The organism is Pandoraea sp. (assembly GCF_041919235.1).
GTDB lineage: Bacteria > Pseudomonadota > Gammaproteobacteria > Burkholderiales > Burkholderiaceae > Pandoraea.
Genome location: NZ_JAYRUC010000010.1, coordinates 55,174 through 72,307, shown reverse-complemented (window position 1 = coordinate 72,307; position 17,134 = coordinate 55,174). Strand labels below are relative to the sequence as shown.

13 protein-coding genes and 1 pseudogene are annotated in these 17,134 nt (G+C 64.9%); 5 read left to right on the top strand and 9 right to left on the bottom strand.

The annotated features are described in order from the left end of the window. Positions 1-35 precede the first annotated feature (35 nt). Positions 36-854, top strand: a complete 819-nt coding sequence (panB, locus tag ACE3UG_RS10075; RefSeq protein WP_374623048.1) for a 3-methyl-2-oxobutanoate hydroxymethyltransferase — start codon at positions 36-38, stop codon at positions 852-854. A 58-nt stretch (positions 855-912) separates the two neighbouring features. Here the strand turns inward: panB and ACE3UG_RS10070 are convergent, their stop codons facing one another. Both ACE3UG_RS10070 and ACE3UG_RS10065 read right to left on the bottom strand, forming a co-directional pair. Further along, entirely contained in the window at positions 913-2,280 is a 1,368-nt protein-coding gene (locus ACE3UG_RS10070; RefSeq protein ID WP_374623045.1) for a sensor histidine kinase, read from the bottom strand. Next, positions 2,277-2,939 (bottom strand): response regulator transcription factor, encoded by a 663-nt coding sequence (locus ACE3UG_RS10065; protein WP_374623043.1) that lies wholly within the window; start codon positions 2,937-2,939, stop codon positions 2,277-2,279. Before ACE3UG_RS10065 ends, ACE3UG_RS10070 begins: the two co-directional genes overlap by 4 nt. A gap of 254 nt (positions 2,940-3,193) precedes the next feature. Here ACE3UG_RS10065 and ACE3UG_RS10060 point away from each other — a divergent pair, with 254 nt between their 5' ends. The 3 genes from ACE3UG_RS10060 (at position 3,194) to ACE3UG_RS10050 (ending at position 5,987) form a co-directional block, all read left to right on the top strand. After that, complete coding sequence (locus ACE3UG_RS10060; RefSeq protein WP_374623275.1) at positions 3,194-3,958, top strand: ABC transporter ATP-binding protein; 765 nt, start codon at positions 3,194-3,196, stop codon at positions 3,956-3,958. Positions 3,959-3,968: 10 nt separating this feature from the next. Next, positions 3,969-4,877, top strand: a complete 909-nt coding sequence (locus ACE3UG_RS10055) for an ABC transporter permease (RefSeq protein WP_374623040.1) — start codon at positions 3,969-3,971, stop codon at positions 4,875-4,877. Between the two features lie 81 nt (positions 4,878-4,958). Beyond that, a complete protein-coding gene (locus ACE3UG_RS10050; RefSeq protein WP_374623038.1) occupies positions 4,959-5,987 on the top strand; it encodes an ABC transporter substrate-binding protein in 1,029 nt (342 codons plus the stop codon). A 42-nt stretch (positions 5,988-6,029) separates the two neighbouring features. Here the strand turns inward: ACE3UG_RS10050 and ACE3UG_RS10045 are convergent, their stop codons facing one another. The 4 genes from ACE3UG_RS10045 to grpE form a co-directional block, all read right to left on the bottom strand. Further along, on the bottom strand, positions 6,030-7,985 hold the full coding sequence (locus tag ACE3UG_RS10045; protein WP_374623035.1) for a chorismate-binding protein: 1,956 nt from the start codon (positions 7,983-7,985) through the stop codon (positions 6,030-6,032). Positions 7,986-7,989: 4 nt separating this feature from the next. Then, on the bottom strand, positions 7,990-9,141 hold the full coding sequence (dnaJ, locus tag ACE3UG_RS10040; RefSeq protein WP_374623033.1) for a molecular chaperone DnaJ: 1,152 nt from the start codon (positions 9,139-9,141) through the stop codon (positions 7,990-7,992). Between the two features lie 127 nt (positions 9,142-9,268). Next, complete coding sequence (gene dnaK, locus ACE3UG_RS10035) at positions 9,269-11,194, bottom strand: molecular chaperone DnaK (RefSeq protein WP_374623031.1); 1,926 nt, start codon at positions 11,192-11,194, stop codon at positions 9,269-9,271. A gap of 261 nt (positions 11,195-11,455) precedes the next feature. Then, on the bottom strand, positions 11,456-12,001 hold the full coding sequence (gene grpE / locus ACE3UG_RS10030; protein ID WP_374623028.1) for a nucleotide exchange factor GrpE: 546 nt from the start codon (positions 11,999-12,001) through the stop codon (positions 11,456-11,458). 299 nt (positions 12,002-12,300) lie between these two features. On the opposite strand from grpE, the gene ACE3UG_RS10025 reads away from it, so the two are divergent. Next, positions 12,301-12,489 carry a hypothetical protein gene (locus ACE3UG_RS10025; RefSeq protein WP_374623025.1) on the top strand — a complete coding sequence of 63 codons (189 nt, stop codon included), beginning with the start codon at positions 12,301-12,303 and terminating at the stop codon, positions 12,487-12,489. Positions 12,490-12,715: 226 nt separating this feature from the next. Here the strand turns inward: ACE3UG_RS10025 and ACE3UG_RS10020 are convergent, their stop codons facing one another. The 3 genes and pseudogenes from ACE3UG_RS10020 to ACE3UG_RS10010 form a co-directional block, all read right to left on the bottom strand. After that, positions 12,716-13,117, bottom strand: coding sequence for an RNA-binding S4 domain-containing protein (locus ACE3UG_RS10020; RefSeq protein ID WP_374623022.1), 402 nt, complete (start codon positions 13,115-13,117; stop codon positions 12,716-12,718). Positions 13,118-13,266: 149 nt separating this feature from the next. Beyond that, a pseudogene (gene hemH, locus ACE3UG_RS10015) lies at positions 13,267-14,298 on the bottom strand (ferrochelatase); the annotation flags it as partial. Between the two features lie 118 nt (positions 14,299-14,416). Beyond that, positions 14,417-16,903, bottom strand: coding sequence for a DUF6600 domain-containing protein (locus ACE3UG_RS10010; protein WP_374623019.1), 2,487 nt, complete (start codon positions 16,901-16,903; stop codon positions 14,417-14,419). Between the last annotated feature and the right edge of the window lie 231 nt (positions 16,904-17,134).

The following is a 17,134-nucleotide window of genomic DNA, read 5'->3' as shown; positions in this document are numbered from 1 at the left end:
CGCGACACCTCGACACCTCCTGAACCAGGGCTGACATGAGTTATCTGCAAGAATCCAATCGCAAGGCCGTGACCGTTCCCGGACTCGCCCAGATGCGCGAACGGGGTGAGAAGATCGTGATGCTCACCGCCTACGACGCCAGTTTTGCCGCGCTGCTCGAGCGCGTGGGCGTCGATGCCATTCTCGTTGGCGACTCGCTCGGCAACGTCATTCAAGGTCAGCGCACGACGCTGCCCGTCACGTTGCGTGACATCTGCTACCACACCGAATGCGTGGCACGCAGTGTGAACAAGGCACTGGTGCTGGCCGACCTGCCGTTCGGCACCTACGGCACGAAGGAACAGGCGTATCAAAGCGCGGTGTCCGTCATGCAGGCCGGTGCGCAAATGGTGAAGATCGAAGGCGGTGCGTGGCTCGCCGAGACGGTGCGCTTTCTGGTCGAGCGCAGCATTCCGGTGTGTGCGCATCTTGGGCTGACGCCGCAGTCGGTACACGCTTTCGGCGGATTCAAGGTGCAGGCGCGTGAGGACGCCGCACAGGCGCAATTGATCGACGATGCCCGCGCGCTGCAAGCGGCAGGCGCGCAATTGGTCGTGCTCGAAGCAATTCCGGCGGCCGTCGCGTCGCGCGTCACGCCGGAAGTGCCGACGATGCCGACCATCGGTATCGGCGCCGGTCCCGAGTGCGACGGGCAAGTGCTCGTCCTGCAGGACATGCTTGGCGTGTTTCCCGGCAAATCGCCGAAATTCTCGAAGAACTTCATGGACGGCCAGCCCAGCATTGCCGCTGCCATCGAAGCCTATGTGCAAGCCGTGAAGCACGGCACCTTCCCGGCGCAGGAGCATTGCTTCTGAGCGCAGGCGCACGCCCGGCGCAATGACGAGACAGCGGTTCGGCAACGCACCGCTTCGTTCATCCCGCGCAAGGCAACATCAGCACGACCGCGAATCCCTCACCTTCGGCCTGCTCGAATGTCATCTGACCGCCATGGGCGAGCATGACTTCGGCCACCATCGCCAACCCCAGGCTTGCCCCTTCACGGCCGTCCGCGCGCGATGAAAACGGCGTGCGCACGCGCTGCCATTCCGACGCCGGAATGCCCGGGCCATCGTCGAAGAAGCGCAACCGCCATTGATCGTTCACGCGGGTCAGATCGACATGAAGCCGGTGCGGTGCACCGTAGGCCAGCGCGTTGACCAGCACGTTCTTGATCGCTTCACGCAGGCTCAGGGCGTCGCCCACGATCATGCAGGGCGTCTGAGGTGCCTGAAGCGCGACGTCGATATCGCGCGTCGCATACGAGAGCGTTTCGCGCATCGCCACCTGCAACAGCGCGTTCAGATCGACTGGCGTCGGCGCGATGCTGTCGGCCCGGTGCTGCACCATGGCGTGATTGATCAATTGATGGATCAGCCCGCCGAGTCCACGCGCCTGCTTCTGGATGCGCGCGATATGCGCCTGTCGCGCGGCCTCGTCCTGCGTTTGCGTGAGCATTTCCGCCTGCGCGGTGAGCGCCGTGACAGGCGTGCGCAATTGATGCGCCGCGTCGCCGATGACACGGCGCATCAGCGCACGCGATGTCGCCAGCCGTTGCATGAAGTCGTTGATCGCACCGACTAGCGCCAGCGTCTCGACCGGTGCCGTCACCGCCAGCGGGGCAAGGTCGTTCGAATCGCGCGCTCGAATCGCGGCCTCGATCTGCCCCAGCGGCGCGAGCGCCTGACGCAGTGTCCACAACGCCGCAAGCATCGTAAGCACGCCGGTGGCAATGGTGATGAGCAACGTGTTGTCCGCCAAGCCGCGCGTGAACCGCACGCGAGCATTCTGCGTGTGGGCCAGCGCCACGACGGCCCACGGATGAGGCGCGTCCACCGGCATGCGGCGTCCGACGATGGCGATCCGGATCGGCATCTCCTGATACGTGCCGTCGACGACGACCGGTCCGTCGGCCAGTTTGTCCCATGGAATGGCCGGATGGAACTCCGAATCGCCGGCCACCGAGCGGCCATTCGGATCGAGCACGGTATAGAAGATCTGATCGCCCGGCGCGAGGGCGGAAAAGGCGGCGAGTGGCACGTCGACATTCACTTCGCCGTTCTGGTACCAGGTGTTCTCCGCCACTTGCAAAGCACTGCCGAGCAGCCAGCGGTCATAGGCCCGGTCGACGGCCGCGCGCGTCGAGAACCAGATGCCGAGCAGCACGGCCGCCACCGCGAACGCGAGTACCGCGCCCATGCGCACGACAAGGCGCAGATACAGGGAACGGCCGGGAACGATCATGACAGCACAAGTTGATAGCCCAGTCCGCGCAACGTGCGAATCTGGAATTGCGCCGCCGCCAGCTTCTTGCGCAGGCGAGCGACATACTGCTCGATCGCATTGGCGTTCGGTGCGGGTTCGTCGCCATACAGACGATCCATGAGTTCATCCTTGCCGAAGATGCGCCCCGGTCGCGCCGCGAGTATTTCGAGCAGCGTCACTTCGCGGCGTGTGAGCTCGATCGGCTGGCCATCGACCTCGACACCGCGGCTCTTGCGATCCAGCGTGAGGTTGGCGCACGTCAGCCGGTTCGTGGCGTCTTGTCCGGTGCGACGCATCAGCGCGCGCACGCGCGCTTCGAACTCGCGGAAATCGAACGGCTTGGTGAGGTAATCGTCGGCGCCAAGATCGAGGGCGCGCACCCGCTCTTCGATCTCCGCACACGCGGTGAGCATGAGCACGCGCGTGGACAGGCCGCGCTCGCGCACGCGTCGCAGCAGCTCGAAACCATCGATGTGCGGCAGCATGACGTCGAGGATCAACAGGTCGTAATCGTCGCCGATGCGCGCCGCTGCTGCCGCGCCGTCCGTCTCGCAATCGAGCGCATGGCCAAGCCTGCGCAATTGGGTGGCGATCGCTTCGGCGACATCGGCGGTGTCTTCCACCAGCATGATGCGCATGGTTCCTGAGTCTCCTTCCCTCTTTTCACCGAGCGCGCGACGCGCACCTGGCTGCCGGTCACTTCCCGGCGTATGCCGCGATTCTGTCGGAAATCGTCTGCGACTTCCTCGGGGTTTCCCCTGAATTCGGGCGCCGCACGCCTCGCGTGTCAGCTTCGCTACAGCTTTGCTACTTAGTATCGGAACCGATTATAAGAGCATCCCTCAGGAGACACGCAATGCACAACGCCCCCCTTGCGGGCGCCGCCGGGACGATGGCGCCCGCAGCGCCGCCATTGCTGGAAATCGACCGCGTCACGCTGCAATACAAGACCGACGACTATCTGGTGACCGCCGCCCAGCAAGTGAGCTTCAATGTCTATCCGGGCGACCGGTTTGTGTTGCTCGGCCCGTCCGGCTGCGGCAAATCGACCTTGCTCAAGGCGATTGGCGGATATCTGCCGCCGGTCCACGGCGAGATTCGCCTCAAAGGGCGCACGATCACCGAACCGGGCCCCGATCGCATGATGGTGTTCCAGGAATTCGATCAACTGCTGCCATGGAAAACCGTTCGCCAGAACGTGGAGTTCGCGCTCGTCGCGAGCGGTCGCCTGAAACGGCGCGACGCCGCAGAACGCGCAGCACACTACATCGAAAAGGTCGGCCTGGCGAAGTTCATCGACAGCTATCCGCATACGCTCTCCGGCGGCATGAAGCAGCGCGTGTCCATCGCGCGCGGCATGGCAATGGAGCCCGACGTCCTCCTCATGGACGAGCCCTTCGCCGCGCTCGACGCCCTCACCCGCCGCAAGATGCAGGACGAGCTGCTGCGCTTGTGGGACGACACGCGCTTCACGGTGCTGTTCGTCACGCACGGCATCGACGAAGCGATTCGCATCGGCACGCGCATTCTGCTGCTCTCTGCGCACCCGGGTCAGGTCAAGGCCGAACTCAACAGCATCGCGCCCGAACAGCTCGGCACCGCGCACCAGAGCGCGCTCGAGTCCCGCATCGATCAACTGCTGTTCGCGACACACTGAGAAGACGACCATGAACACCATGACCTCGCCACCCACCGCGTCGTCCACGCCTGCGCCCATCGAACCGGTCTTCAGACCGGAGTTCGTGCTGGAACCGGCGCCCGCCGAGTTGTCGTCGATTCAGCGTCCGCTCTCTACCTTCGAGACACTGTACCGACTGAGTTGGCTGCGCAAGACGCTCATCTTGTGCGTGCTCGCGGTGATCTGGGAAATCTACGGCCGCTGGCTCGACAATGCTCTGCTCTTCCCAAGTTTCACCGACACGCTCGGCGCCTTCGCGAATGGACTGACGAGCGGTGTACTGCTGCTGCGCGCGGCGGTCTCGCTCAAGACGCTGCTCATCGGCTACGGCATCGGCATTGGGCTCGCGGCCGTGCTCACCACCGTCGCCATCAGTTCGAGGATCGGCAACGACTTGCTCGAGACGCTCACCGCGATGTTCAACCCGCTGCCGGCCATCGCGCTGTTGCCGCTGGCGCTGATCTGGTTCGGACTCGGTAGCGGCAGCGTGATTTTCGTGCTGGTGCACTCGGTGCTGTGGGCAGTGGCGCTGAACACGCACAGCGGCTTTCGCGGTGTATCGAAAACGCTGCGCATGGTCGGTCAGAACTACGGGCTCAAGCGCTTTGCGCTGGTGCGCCACGTGCTCATTCCCGCCGCGTTCCCGAGCATTCTCACCGGACTGAAGGTGGGCTGGGCATTTGCGTGGCGCACGCTGATCGCGGCAGAACTCGTGTTCGGCGTGTCCTCTGGGTCGGGCGGTCTCGGGTGGTACATCTTCGAGAACCGCAATTCGCTGGAGACCGCCAACGTCTTCGCCGGGTTGTTCTTCGTGATTCTGATCGGGCTGGCGGTCGAGAATCTGCTGTTCGCCCGCATCGAGAAGCGCACGCTGCATCGTTGGGGCATGCAGCACTGACACATGGTTTTTTGCGGCTGTGTTTGATTGACGCCCCTTCGGGGGTATGAATAATTCCAACTATCTGGAGACGACAACACCATGAACCGACGCCATTTCACCCGCTGGGCAAGCGCGCTGACGCTCGCCGTCACGACCGCCCTCTCCACACTCGGCAACGTGGCCCACGCCGAGGCCAGCACCGTGCGCCTGTCGCACGGCTACGGCATTCTCTATCTGCCGTTGATGGTCATGCGCGACCAGCATCTCGTGGAGAAGCACGCGAAGGCGCTGGGGCTGGGCGACGTGAAAACGACGTGGACCATTCTCGACGGCGGCAACGTCATCAACGACGCAATGCTCGCAGGCAATCTCGATGTGGCAGGCACAGGCGCGCCGGGCTTCGTCACGCTTTGGTCGAAGGCTCACGGCATTCCGCGCTCGGAAGTGATCGGTCTGTCGGCCCTGTCGACCGGCCCGCTCTGGCTCAACACGAACAACCCGAACGTCAAGTCGCTCAAGGACTTCACGTCGAAGGACAAGATTGCGATTCCGGGCATCAAGACCTCACTCTCCGCCGTGCTGCTGCAAATGGCGGCCGCCAAGACATTCGGCATCGAGAACTATGCGAAGCTCGATCCGCTCACGGTCAGCCTGAGCCATCCGGAAGCCCTCAGCGCCCTGCTCTCGGGCAAGACCGAGATCACGGCGCATTTCACCTCGCCGCCGTTCTCCTATCAGGAGCTGAAGGACCCGCGTATCAAGCGCGTGCTGAACTCGACCGACCTGCTCGGCAACATCACCATCGACGTCCTGTTCGCGCCGAAGCAATTCACCGTGCAGAATCCGAAGCTGGTGCAGGCGATTCTTGACGCTCAGGAAGAAGCCGCCGCGTATATCGCCAAAGATCGCGTAGGTGCCGCGAAGACGTTCCTGCGGGTGTCGAAGATGAACCTTCAACTCTCCGACATCGAGCAGATCCTCGCAGACCCGGGCATGAAGTTCACCACCACGCCCAATGGCCTGATGCAGTACGTCGAGTTCATGGGCCGCGCGGGCACCATCAAGGCGCGTCCGGCGAAGTGGACCGATCTGTTCGTGCCGCAGATGGCATCGCGCCAGGGAAGTTGAGGTCAAGGTGCACGGCCGGCGCGTATCCGGCACCGCCGTGCGTCAGACGGCCGGTGCAGCCGATATCGTTGCGGGAAGTGCACCGCGCAGGGCATTGCAGACGACGATGGCCTGCGCGCACAGCACATCGTCGCGTGTGAGCACCGCCTCGACGGCCCCCCACGAGGGGTCGTCGAGCAGCACACCGCGCATCACGCCCGGTAATACGCCGCACGACAGTGGCGGCGTCACCCAGACGCCGTCGCGCTTGACGAACACATTGCTGCGCCCGCCCTCCGTCAGTTCCCCCCGCTCGTTGAAGAACAACACGTCGAAGGCCCCGCCCCCTTGCGCCGCCTTCCACGCTGCATCGTAACGCGCACGCACCGTGGTTTTATGGCGCAGGAACACGTCGCTCGCACGGGTCGTGCTCGCGGGATTCGCCACGTCCGCCAGCCACACCACAACGCTGTCGGCCGACAACGGTTCGAGCACGCCATGGGTGATCTCGGCAGTCCCATCGTGGGCGAGCGCCAGCCGCAGGCGATGAATGCCCGCCTCGCCGAGCGTTGCGACGACCGTGTCGATCCGGGCGCGCAAGGCCGCTTCGTCGAACCGGAAGCCGAAGTACTTGGCCGACGTCGCGAGACGCGCCAGATGACGCGCCAGATGGGCCACGCCAGACGAATGCGTGGCCTGCATCGTCTCAAAAATTTCGAAGCCCGGATCGAGCGCGCTCAGGAAATGCGCCTTGAGCTTGCACTCGTCGCGTTCCTCGTCGGCTTGGCTATCGAGCACGATCCCCGCACCGACGCCCAACCGACCGCGCCGCAGACCGCTCGCGTCCGGTGCTTCGAGTTCGAGCGTTCGAATCGCGACGGACAAACAGAAGTCCCCGAGCGCTTGCGGGTTATCCTCGCGCGCATCGAGCCAGCCAATCGCGCCGGTGTAGAGCCGCCTCGGCGACGTTTCCAGTTCGCCGATCAGTTGCATCGCGCGGTGTTTCGGCGCGCCTGTGATCGAACCGCAGGGATACAGCGCGCGCAGAACATCGGCGAACGACGCCGTCTGCGGCAGCGTGGCGGTGACCGTCGAGGTCATCTGCAAGACACTCGCGAAGCGCGTCACCTCGAAGAGGTTCGGCACCTTGACCGTGCCAGGGATCGCAAGGCGTCCGAGATCGTTGCGCAACAGGTCGACGATCATCAGGTTCTCGGCGCGATTCTTCTCGTCGGCCGCGAGCGCGGCGCTGCGCTCGGCATCCACCGACGCGTCGCCGCACGCCGGCGCCGTCCCCTTCATCGGACGGGCCTCGATCTGCCCGCGCGAATGGCGCACGAACAGTTCGGGCGAGAGCGAGAGAATCGCCCGCCCCGCCACGCCCTGTGCCCCCGGCAACACGACCAGCGCACCGTACGGCACCGGCTGACGCGCCCGCAACCGGCGATACAGCGCCACGGGCGAGCCGAACGCGTCGAAATTCAGGCGGTACGTGTAGTTGATCTGATAGCACTCGCCTTGCGCGAGCCAGTCGTGAATGCGGGCAATGGCGTCGTCGAACGCGGCGTCGCTCACATCGCTTCGCAACGCGGCGACGCCGGCCACCCCAGGCGGGGCCACGCCGTCGCTGCCGAGATCGGTCGCAGCGGCAGCGGCAGCAGCAACAGCGGTGCCTTCGCTGGCAAATGTCGCTTCGCGACGCGATAGCCACGCTTGTGTTTGCGTGTCGTCGAGTCGTTGCAGGTCGCCAAACAGCAGCGCGCGAAATCGCCCCGGCGCGCGACGCGTCGTCACCGTCTGGACACCGCCCAAACGCACACCGAATTCGTAATCGGCCAGCAGCACGGCATGCAAGCCGTGACGTGTGGCATCTTCCACTTGGCGAAGTGCGTCGGAAAGCACACCGGGCTCGTCGCAAGTCACCTCGCGTACGAGCCCGGTATACAGACGCGCCCCACCGGCCGGATTCGCGCTGTCGTCCAACAGCGCGAACGCGGCCAAAGGCGCTTCATCTTGCATGCAATTACTCGAAGAACTGCTTCACACGGTCGAACCAACCCTTGGACTGCGGGCTGTGGCGAGCGCCGCCGGCCTTGAGCGACGCATCGAAGTCGCGCAGCAGTTGCTTCTGCTTGTCGTCGAGCTTCACCGGCGTCTCGACCTGCACATGCACGTACAGATCCCCCGGATAGCTCGCGCGCAGGCCCTTGATGCCCTTGCCGCGCAGGCGGAACGTCTTGCCCGTCTGGGTGCCTTCCGGCACTTCGAAGGTCGCTTTGCCGTGCAGCGTCGGCGCATCGATGTCGCCGCCGAGTGCCGCCGTTGCAAACGAAATCGGCATCTGGCAATGCAGATCGTCGCCGTCGCGCTCGAACACGTTGTGCGCCTTGATGTGGATTTCCACATACAGGTCACCCGCCGGACCGCCATTCACCCCCGGCTCGCCGTTGCCGGCCGAGCGGATGCGCATGCCGTCTTCGATACCCGCCGGAATCTTGATCTCCAGCGTCTTGGTCTTCTTGATCTTGCCCGCGCCGTGACAGTTGGTGCAGGGCTCGGGAATGTACGAGCCCGTGCCGTGGCACTTCGGGCAGGTCTGCTGAATGCTGAAAAAGCCCTGCGACATGCGCACCGCACCCGAACCGTTACAGGTCGGGCACGTCTCGGGCTTCGTGCCCGGCTTCGCGCCGCTGCCATGACAGATCTCGCATTCGTCCCAGCTCGGCACGCGAATCTGCGTGTCGAAGCCGTTTGCGGCCTGCTCGAGCGTAATCTCCATGTTGTAGCGCAGATCGGCGCCGCGATATACCTGCGGACCGCCCCGACCACCCCGGCCGCCGGCGCCGCCTGGGCCGCCCTGACCGAAGATGTCGCCGAAGATATCGCCGAACGCGTCCGCGAAGCCACCGAAGCCCTGACCGCCCGCGCCACCGAAGCCGCCCATGTTCGGGTCGACGCCTGCGTGACCGTATTGGTCGTATGCTGCGCGCTTCTCCGGCTCGGAGAGCATCTCGTAAGCTTCTTTGACTTCCTTGAACTTGTCTTCGGCGTCCTTGCTGTCCGGATTGCGGTCCGGATGGTACTTCATCGCCAGCTTGCGATACGCCTTCTTGATTTCTTCGTCGGAGGCGTTCTTGGCGACGCCAAGGACTTCGTAGTAATCACGTTTGGCCATAAGTCTTTCCAATGTTGGCGCATGTCGCCATCAGGCAAAAAGCCGGGTCGAGATTCTCTTGTCAGAGAACTTCGATACCCGGCCCACACGCGGCGCACATCTGCGTGCACCGCGCGCCATGCACGCCTTACTTCTTGTCGGTAACGTCCTTCACTTCAGCGTCGACGACATTATCGTCATGCGGCTTGCCCGGCTCGGCGCCCGCGGCACCCGCAGCACCGGCTTGCGCCTGCATGTCGGCATACATCTTCTCGCCGAGCTTCTGACTGACGGTGCCCAGCGCCTCGACCTTGGCATCGATGTCCGCCTTGTCCGAACCGCGCAGCGCGCCTTCGAGTGCCGTGATGGCCGATTCGATCGCTTCCTTCTCCGAAGCCTCGATCTTGTCGCCGTACTCGGTCAGCGCCTTGCGAGTGCTGTGGACCAGTGCGTCGCCCTGGTTACGGGAGTCGGCCAGCTCGCGTGCCTTCTTGTCTTCCTCGGCATTGAGCTCCGCGTCCTTCACCATTTGCTCGATCTCGGCATCCGACAGGCCCGAGTTCGCCTTGATGGTGATCTTGTTTTCCTTGCCCGTTGCCTTGTCCTTCGCGCCCACGTGCAAAATGCCGTTGGCGTCGATGTCGAAGGTCACTTCGATCTGCGGCGTGCCACGCGCGGCGGGCGGAATGCCCTCGAGATTGAACTCGCCCAGCGACTTGTTGCCGGCGGCCATCTCGCGCTCACCCTGGTACACCTTGATCGTCACGGCCGGCTGGTTGTCGTCGGCCGTCGAGAACACTTGCGAGTGCTTCGTCGGGATCGTCGTGTTCTTCGTGATCATCTTCGTCATCACGCCGCCCAGCGTTTCGATACCGAGCGAGAGCGGGGTCACGTCGAGCAGCAGCACGTCCTTGCGGTCGCCCGAGAGCACCGAGCCCTGGATCGACGCGCCAGCGGCCACGGCTTCGTCCGGGTTCACGTCCTTGCGCGGTTCCTTGCCGAAGAACTCCTTGACCTTGTCCTGCACCTTCGGCATGCGGGTCATACCGCCGACCAGAATCACGTCGTCGATGTCGCCGACCTTCACGCCGGCATCCTTGATGGCCAGGCGGCAAGGCTCGATCGTGCGCTCGATCAACTCCTCGACCAAGGCTTCGAGCTTGGCGCGCGTGATCTTCAGGTTCAAGTGCTTCGGACCCGAGGCGTCGGCCGTGATGTACGGCAGGTTGATTTCGGTCTGCTGGCTCGACGACAACTCGATCTTGGCCTTTTCCGCAGCTTCCTTCAGGCGTTGCAGCGCGAGCACATCCTTCGACAGATCGACGCCTTGTTCCTTCTTGAACTCGCCGATGATGTAATCGATGATGCGCTGGTCGAAGTCTTCGCCGCCCAGGAACGTGTCGCCGTTGGTCGACAGCACTTCGAACTGGTGCTCGCCATCCACATCCGCGATTTCGATGATCGAGATATCGAACGTGCCGCCACCCAGGTCATACACCGCGATCTTGCGGTCGCCGCCTTCCTTCTTGTCCAGACCGAAAGCCAGTGCGGCCGCGGTCGGCTCGTTGATGATGCGCTTGACTTCCAGACCGGCGATACGGCCGGCGTCCTTCGTTGCCTGACGCTGGCTGTCGTTGAAATACGCCGGCACCGTGATCACGGCTTCCGTGACCGGCTCGCCCAGATAGTCCTCGGCGGTCTTCTTCATCTTGCGCAGCACTTCGGCGGAAATCTGCGGCGGCGCCAGCTTCTGGTCGCGCACTTCCACCCAGGCGTCGCCGTTGTCGGCCTTGACGATCTTGTACGGCATCAGGCCGATATCTTTCTGCACTTCCTTTTCTTCGAAGCGACGGCCGATGAGGCGCTTGACAGCGTACAACGTGTTCTTCGGATTGGTCACCGCCTGGCGCTTGGCCGGCGCACCGACCAAAATCTCGCCATCGTCCATGTAGGCGATGATCGATGGCGTGGTGCGCGCACCTTCCGCGTTCTCGATGATCTTGACCTGATTGCCTTCCATGACGGCCACGCACGAGTTCGTGGTGCCCAAGTCGATACCGATAATCTTGCCCATTTGAATTTCTCCTAGCGTCCTGTGCGTCTTTCTATCGGGCCTGCGGCCCGTTAAATTCGTTGATCTGCACGACATATGGGGTGCAGCCCGGTACATTTCAAGACCCTTCTTGCGGTCCGGTTTTGTCCTCCCGCCGCCGCGATCTTCGCGCGGGCGGCGGCTGCCTGCCATGCCGTGCGGGTCAGCCGTCAGCCGGCAGCCGGCAGCCGGCAGCCCACGGATTGCCATGATGGCAGGGCACCGCGCGCCGGTACGTTCCGATTACTTGGCCGCAGCGACGGTCACGAGTGCCGGGCGCAGCACGCGGTCGGCGATCAGATAACCTTTTTGCAGCACCGATACGATGGTATTCGGCTCCTGGTCGGCCGGCACCATCGAAATGGCCTGATGTTGATGCGGATCGAACTTCGCACCGGCCGGATCGATGACGGTGACCCTGCTGCGCTCGAGCGCCGAGACGAGCTGACGCAGGGTCAGCGCGACGCCTTCCTGCAGCTTGGCCACGTCACCGCTCTTGTCGGCGGCGGCGGCTTCCAGGCTGTCGATCACCGGCAGGAGGTTCTCGGCGAAGCTCTCGACGGCAAACTTGCGGGCCTTCGCCACGTCATCTTCCGCGCGGCGGCGGACGTTCTCCATCTCGGCGCGTGCGCGCAACGCGTCGTCGCGCAGTGCCGCCGCTTCGGCTTGCGCCGCCAGAAGCTGCGCCTCGACCGAGGGCAGCGCGTCGTTCGCGAGCGCAGCGTCGTTCGGGGCCGCTTCGGCCTGGGACGGAATCGGCTGGTCGGGGGTGTTTTGCTGTTCAGTCATGAGCTTGAGTCGTCAAAAGGTTCTTGCGGCGCACCACGACGATGCGCCACCAGTTCAAATCCCATTGGATAGTAGGGGCGTTCACACCGATTTCAAGAGCTGGCGGGCAGTCTGTGCGCCATACCGGTGCGCGCTGCGCGTCGGAAAACATCCGGTTACACGCGTTACGAGTCCTCTATTGTATCGGCCGTTGCTGCGACCTAACATGAAATACGGTTCTGCGGATGTTCGTGCCATGCCGAACCCGGCCGCTCATCGGGCATCGCCTGTCCGATGCAGTGTTCTCTCAGGAGCGCATCATGAAGCTGCCACTGACTGTCGTATTCATCCTCGCGTTGGTGACGACGGTAACGATTACGATCTGCCTGTCCGGCGCAGTGACGCCGCGCGACACCGAGTACGGTGGCGTGAAGGCAGTGCTGCATCGCTACGTCGAAATGCCAGGCGCGCCGCTGCATTCACCCAACTCCGGAATCCCCTCACGGTAGTTGCGAGGGAACGCCGGAGCGCTTATGGCGCCTCGCCGTCATACGTGGCGATGTTCCCCAGTTCGTTCCGCCCTTGCCCTTGCCCTTGCCCTTGCCCGCCGCTGCGCGATTCGCCAGCGGCGGTGTTCGTTTGGGGGCATTCGCTGGGCAGGCATTCGTTGCGGGGCGCTGAAACAACGGCTGGCCGGCCGATCGGCCTTCGCCGTGGCAGGCTGGCGGGCTGCTGCTACTCGCCGAGCCCGCCGAGACGACGCCGGTCCCGCTTCGTCGGACGCCCGTGCAGTTGCGACGCGGGTTCCTGAAACAGCCGCCGGCGCTCACTTTCATTTGCACGCGCGCGAATACTGGCTTCCGTCTCTTCGTACAGCGACTGCGCCACCGTCGCCGAGCCCCGCACTTCGGCGATGGCCTTCACCCGGACTTCCCAACGCGTGCTGCCGTTGTCCACCGTGACGATGTCGCCTGGGCGGACGTCGCGCGCCGGTTTGACGCGCGCCTCGTTGCACAGGATTCGGCCGCGATCGACCGCCTGTGTGGCGAGCGAACGCGTCTTGAAGAAACGCGCCGCCCACAACCACTTGTCAATGCGCGTGGCGGCCTGCGCAGAATCGTCGACCTTGACCGTCACCTGCTCGCTCCCGGCTCGCCCTGTGCCGATGCGGCGGCTGCGGCATTGGCCGCATTCGCTTCGTCGAACGCGGCAACGGCCGCGACTTGCCGCTGGCGGGTCGAGGCCACCGCCGCTGCCGACGCCTGAACCGCACCCTCGGGCGTGAGCACCGGCCACCCCTGCAGGTGACGCGCCGCAATCTCGCCAAGCGCCGTGATCCAGGCACTCGCACCGTTCAGGCACGGGATGAAGTGGAACGCCTTGCCGCCTGCGGACAAGTACGCGTGACGGCCTTCCATGTTGATTTCTTCGAGCGTCTCGAGACAGTCGGAGGTGAAGCCGGGGCAGAACACGTCGACACGCGGCGTGCCGCCACGACCCAGTTCTTCGAGCGTGGGCGCCGTATACGGTTGCAGCCATTCGGCCTTGCCGAAACGCGACTGGAACGTAAGACGGCAGGTCGTCTCATCGAGACCGAGCGCGGCCCCCAGCAGACGTGCCGTCTTCACACACTGATCGTGATACGGATCGCCCAGATCGAGCGTGCGGCGCGGTACGCCGTGAAAGCTCAGCAACAAGCGCTCGCCCGCCGCGAAATCGGGACGGCCGTGCTGCTGCCAGTAGCCTTCTACCTGCTGACGCAGCGCCTCGATGTACGCAGGATGATCGTGATAGTCGCGCACCGTGCGCACGTCGGGCTGATTGCGCAGTCGACCCAGCACGCGGAACACGGCGTCACTGGCCGTGGCGGTCGTGCTGCTTGAGTACTGCGGATAGAGCGGCAGGACGAGAATGCGCTCGACGCCAATTTGCCGCAGCGCGCGAATGCGCTCCGGGATCGACGGATTGCCGTAGCGCATGGCGTAGTCGACGACCACGTCGTAATCGTTCGCATGCAGCAGGGCGCGCAGCGCGTTTGTCTGATACTCGGTGTTCACTTTGAGCGGCGAGCCGTCGCGCGTCCAGACCGTCGCGTACTTCTGTGCGGACTGACGGGAGCGGAACGGCAAGATCACCAGCCGCAGCAATGGCTGCCACACCAGCGAAGGAATCTCCACGACGCGAGGGTCCGACAGGAACTCCCGCAGGTAGCGGCGCACGGCCGCAGGGCGCGGCTCATCGGGCGTGCCGAGGTTGATCAGCAGAACGGCAGTCTTGCCGGCCTGGCCATGCGAAATAGGTTCTGGATCGAAGCGCATGGGACGTACTTTACCGCAAACTCGGGATGAATCCGGCAGGCATGCCACGCGCCCCCGCCGCCGTGCCCCGCCCCGTCAGCCAGCCGGCGACGACGGGGCGCGACGGCCGATTCGGCGCTCAACCGTGCGGATGCTCGTCTTCGCGCGACGGGTCATGGCGTGCGCTTGGGCGCTCGGTCTCGTGCGATGGAGCACGCGCGCCGTCGGGCTTGCTTTCACGAGGCGCGGGTGGCGGATGCGGATGCCCCTGGGGTTGTGGGTTCGGTGCCTGCGGACGTTCGGGCGGACGCACAGGTCTCGGCGCGACTTGCGCGCGCTCGGTCTGGGGTTCCGCCTGGGGTTTCAAACTCGGCTGGGGACGCGGCTGGGGACGCGTCACATTCGGCTGAACACGCTCGATCGGCGCTGACGGACCGGGCTGCGGCTGGAACTGCGGCTGCGCGTGCGACTGCCATTGCTGCGCTCGACGGACCGGTTCGGCCGGGTCGGGTTGAACGCGCGACGGCGCAGGAGCACTGCGCGCCGCTGGGGCCGGCATGGGCGCTTGCGGCGATTGACGCGGCATCTGCATGTCGCGCGGCACCGATTCGCGCCCGGTCTGCGACGGTTCGCCACGTGAGCCACCTAAGCCACCTAAGCCACCTGAGCCATCTGAACCACGCAAGGCAGGCTCGGTCGGCACACGCGTTTGCGGCGGATGCGGCACGCCCGACGGGACCGCCTGCCCACCTCGCTCCGGCAGCGGTGCCTGCGGCGCGGACCGAAGCGGGCGATTCTGATAAACGCCCTGTCCCGGATTTCCCGGCCCCCCCGGCTCGGCGAGAACGCCAGGTTCACCCGGCACGCCCGAATGTCCCGGCTTGCCCGGTACACCCGGTACACCCGGTACGCCGCGCATTGGCGATACGGCTTCGGAGGGCGGCAGCGAGCGACGCGCCGGCGCTGCGGGCGTCACCCCGAGGGGCGCTTGGGCCGGCGCCGCCCCGTTCGCCCCGTTCGCACCGATCGGCGCGCCGACGGGCCCATGGGTGCCGACCACCGTCACGCGCGGCTGTATACGCCCTGGCGAGCCAGCGACGCCCGGTTGGGTCTTGGGCATTTGCTGGGCGCTGCGCCCCAACGCCAGCGGCGTGCCACCCGCATCAGGCACTGCGTGCAGTTGGCTCGTAAGCTCACGCGACGGCAACATGCGGGCGACCGGCGAGCGCGTGGCGAGCACCTGCCGGTTGAACAGACCCGCCGGCGGCGCTCCCGCAGCACGACGGCTGTTGCCGAACACACTCTGCTGCACTGGCGCGACGCCTGGCGTGTTGCCCACACGCCACGGCTGGCCGGCACGCGGGGCGGCCAATGCCACGGGCGCGCCCACTGGGCGACCCTGTACGAAGGCATGGGCAGGCATCGTCGACACGGCGCCGCGCACATTGCGATTCACGTACACATTGTTGACGTAAATTTGGGTGACATCGGTCGTCCGGATCACCGTCGATCGATTGATGTTGGTCACATACGACGAGCTGGCGCGATAGGCCGGGCGATAAGCATCGTGCGGACCGAGCGCGAACCAGGCAAGCCCCATGCCCCCCGCCGCAAACGAGATGCCCCATTGATTCCCGCCGCTGTTGCCGCTGACCCAGCCGACCAGCGCCGGCGCATACACAGGACGCGCGGCGACCGGGCCCGGCACCCAGCACCAGCGCGCGTCGACGTAGGCCCAACGGCCGTAGTGATAGGGCGCGAAGCCCCACGGCGCATCGTCGACCCACGTCCAGCCCCACGGTTCGACCCAGACCCAATGCCCCGTGCGGTAAGGCGCCCAGCCCGACGGCACGTCGGACGGCACCCACACGGCGCCGTAGGTCGACGTCTCCTGCCACACGCCGTAGTCGTCCAGACTTTCGAAGCCGGTCATCTCACGCGGCACATAACGTGCGGACACGGAGGCGTCCTCGCGAGCGTCGCGCTGACGTACCCATTCGTCGAACGCGTCGGCCACGCGTTGCCCTGTCGGTTGCTGCATCAGGTTCTGACCGATGAATGCGACACGCTGCCCCTGCTGCAGGGGTACGGATGCGCCTTGACCATACACGGTGGCCGCACCGCGCCAGACGCTCACGGTCGTTACCCCGTTCGGGTCGATGTCGACCCGATACTCACCGGGCTGTTGCGGGACGAACGCCAGATTCGGCGTATCGATCTCGTAAGGCCGATTCGGATCGTAGGCCCGCAAACGCAATCCGACCGTGCCCTGCGTTACGTTCAGTTGCACATTCTGATCGGTCACCGCCGAGAGCACGACGCTGGTGGACGCCCCCATGCGAACCGCCGTACCGCCGACGTGCATCTCGGCACGGCTGTTGCGGTCGACCCAGACGGCATCGCCCGTGGTAAGCGGCCGGTTGCGATCGGCGTAGTGCCATTCGCTGGTGCCTGCGGGGGCATACGTGACGGTGCCGTCGAAATCGTTCAGACGTGCCACCCGCCCCGGCGGGTCGGCGCTCTGGGCGTATGCCAGCGCGGGAACCCCCGCTGCGCCAACGGCCCCGAGCGCTAACCCGATACCGAGATTGCGCGCCATCGACCACCAGGAAATCAGGGATTTCATAAACACTCCGGGTCCGTCCGGCTCACGCACCGAGCGTTGCGTCGGTCGCGCCACCTTGTTGCTCTGTCCGAATCCTTCGACGAACGCCATGCTCGCGACTTCGCCATAAGTGACAACTCAAGCGTAAGCCTGCCGTGTGTGACAGCGTGTAAAGGAATGCTACGGGGATGTAACGCGAAGCGGCAGCGCAGACGCCCGTTTGCCCGTTTGCCCGTTTGCGTCCGGCCAATC

Bases quoted from the DNA above. Each gene is read 5' to 3' on its own strand.
- panB (WP_374623048.1), top strand. From the start codon at position 36: ATGAGTTATCTGCAAGAATCCAATCGCAAGGCCGTGACCGTTCCCGGA.
- ACE3UG_RS10070 (WP_374623045.1), bottom strand. From the start codon at position 2,280: ATGATCGTTCCCGGCCGTTCCCTGTATCTGCGCCTTGTCGTGCGCATG.
- ACE3UG_RS10065 (WP_374623043.1), bottom strand. From the start codon at position 2,939: ATGCGCATCATGCTGGTGGAAGACACCGCCGATGTCGCCGAAGCGATC.
- ACE3UG_RS10060 (WP_374623275.1), top strand. From the start codon at position 3,194: ATGGCGCCCGCAGCGCCGCCATTGCTGGAAATCGACCGCGTCACGCTG.
- ACE3UG_RS10055 (WP_374623040.1), top strand. From the start codon at position 3,969: ATGAACACCATGACCTCGCCACCCACCGCGTCGTCCACGCCTGCGCCC.
- ACE3UG_RS10050 (WP_374623038.1), top strand. From the start codon at position 4,959: ATGAACCGACGCCATTTCACCCGCTGGGCAAGCGCGCTGACGCTCGCC.
- ACE3UG_RS10045 (WP_374623035.1), bottom strand. From the start codon at position 7,985: ATGCAAGATGAAGCGCCTTTGGCCGCGTTCGCGCTGTTGGACGACAGC.
- dnaJ (WP_374623033.1), bottom strand. From the start codon at position 9,141: ATGGCCAAACGTGATTACTACGAAGTCCTTGGCGTCGCCAAGAACGCC.
- dnaK (WP_374623031.1), bottom strand. From the start codon at position 11,194: ATGGGCAAGATTATCGGTATCGACTTGGGCACCACGAACTCGTGCGTG.
- grpE (WP_374623028.1), bottom strand. From the start codon at position 12,001: ATGACTGAACAGCAAAACACCCCCGACCAGCCGATTCCGTCCCAGGCC.
- ACE3UG_RS10025 (WP_374623025.1), top strand. From the start codon at position 12,301: ATGAAGCTGCCACTGACTGTCGTATTCATCCTCGCGTTGGTGACGACG.
- ACE3UG_RS10010 (WP_374623019.1), bottom strand. From the start codon at position 16,903: ATGAAATCCCTGATTTCCTGGTGGTCGATGGCGCGCAATCTCGGTATC.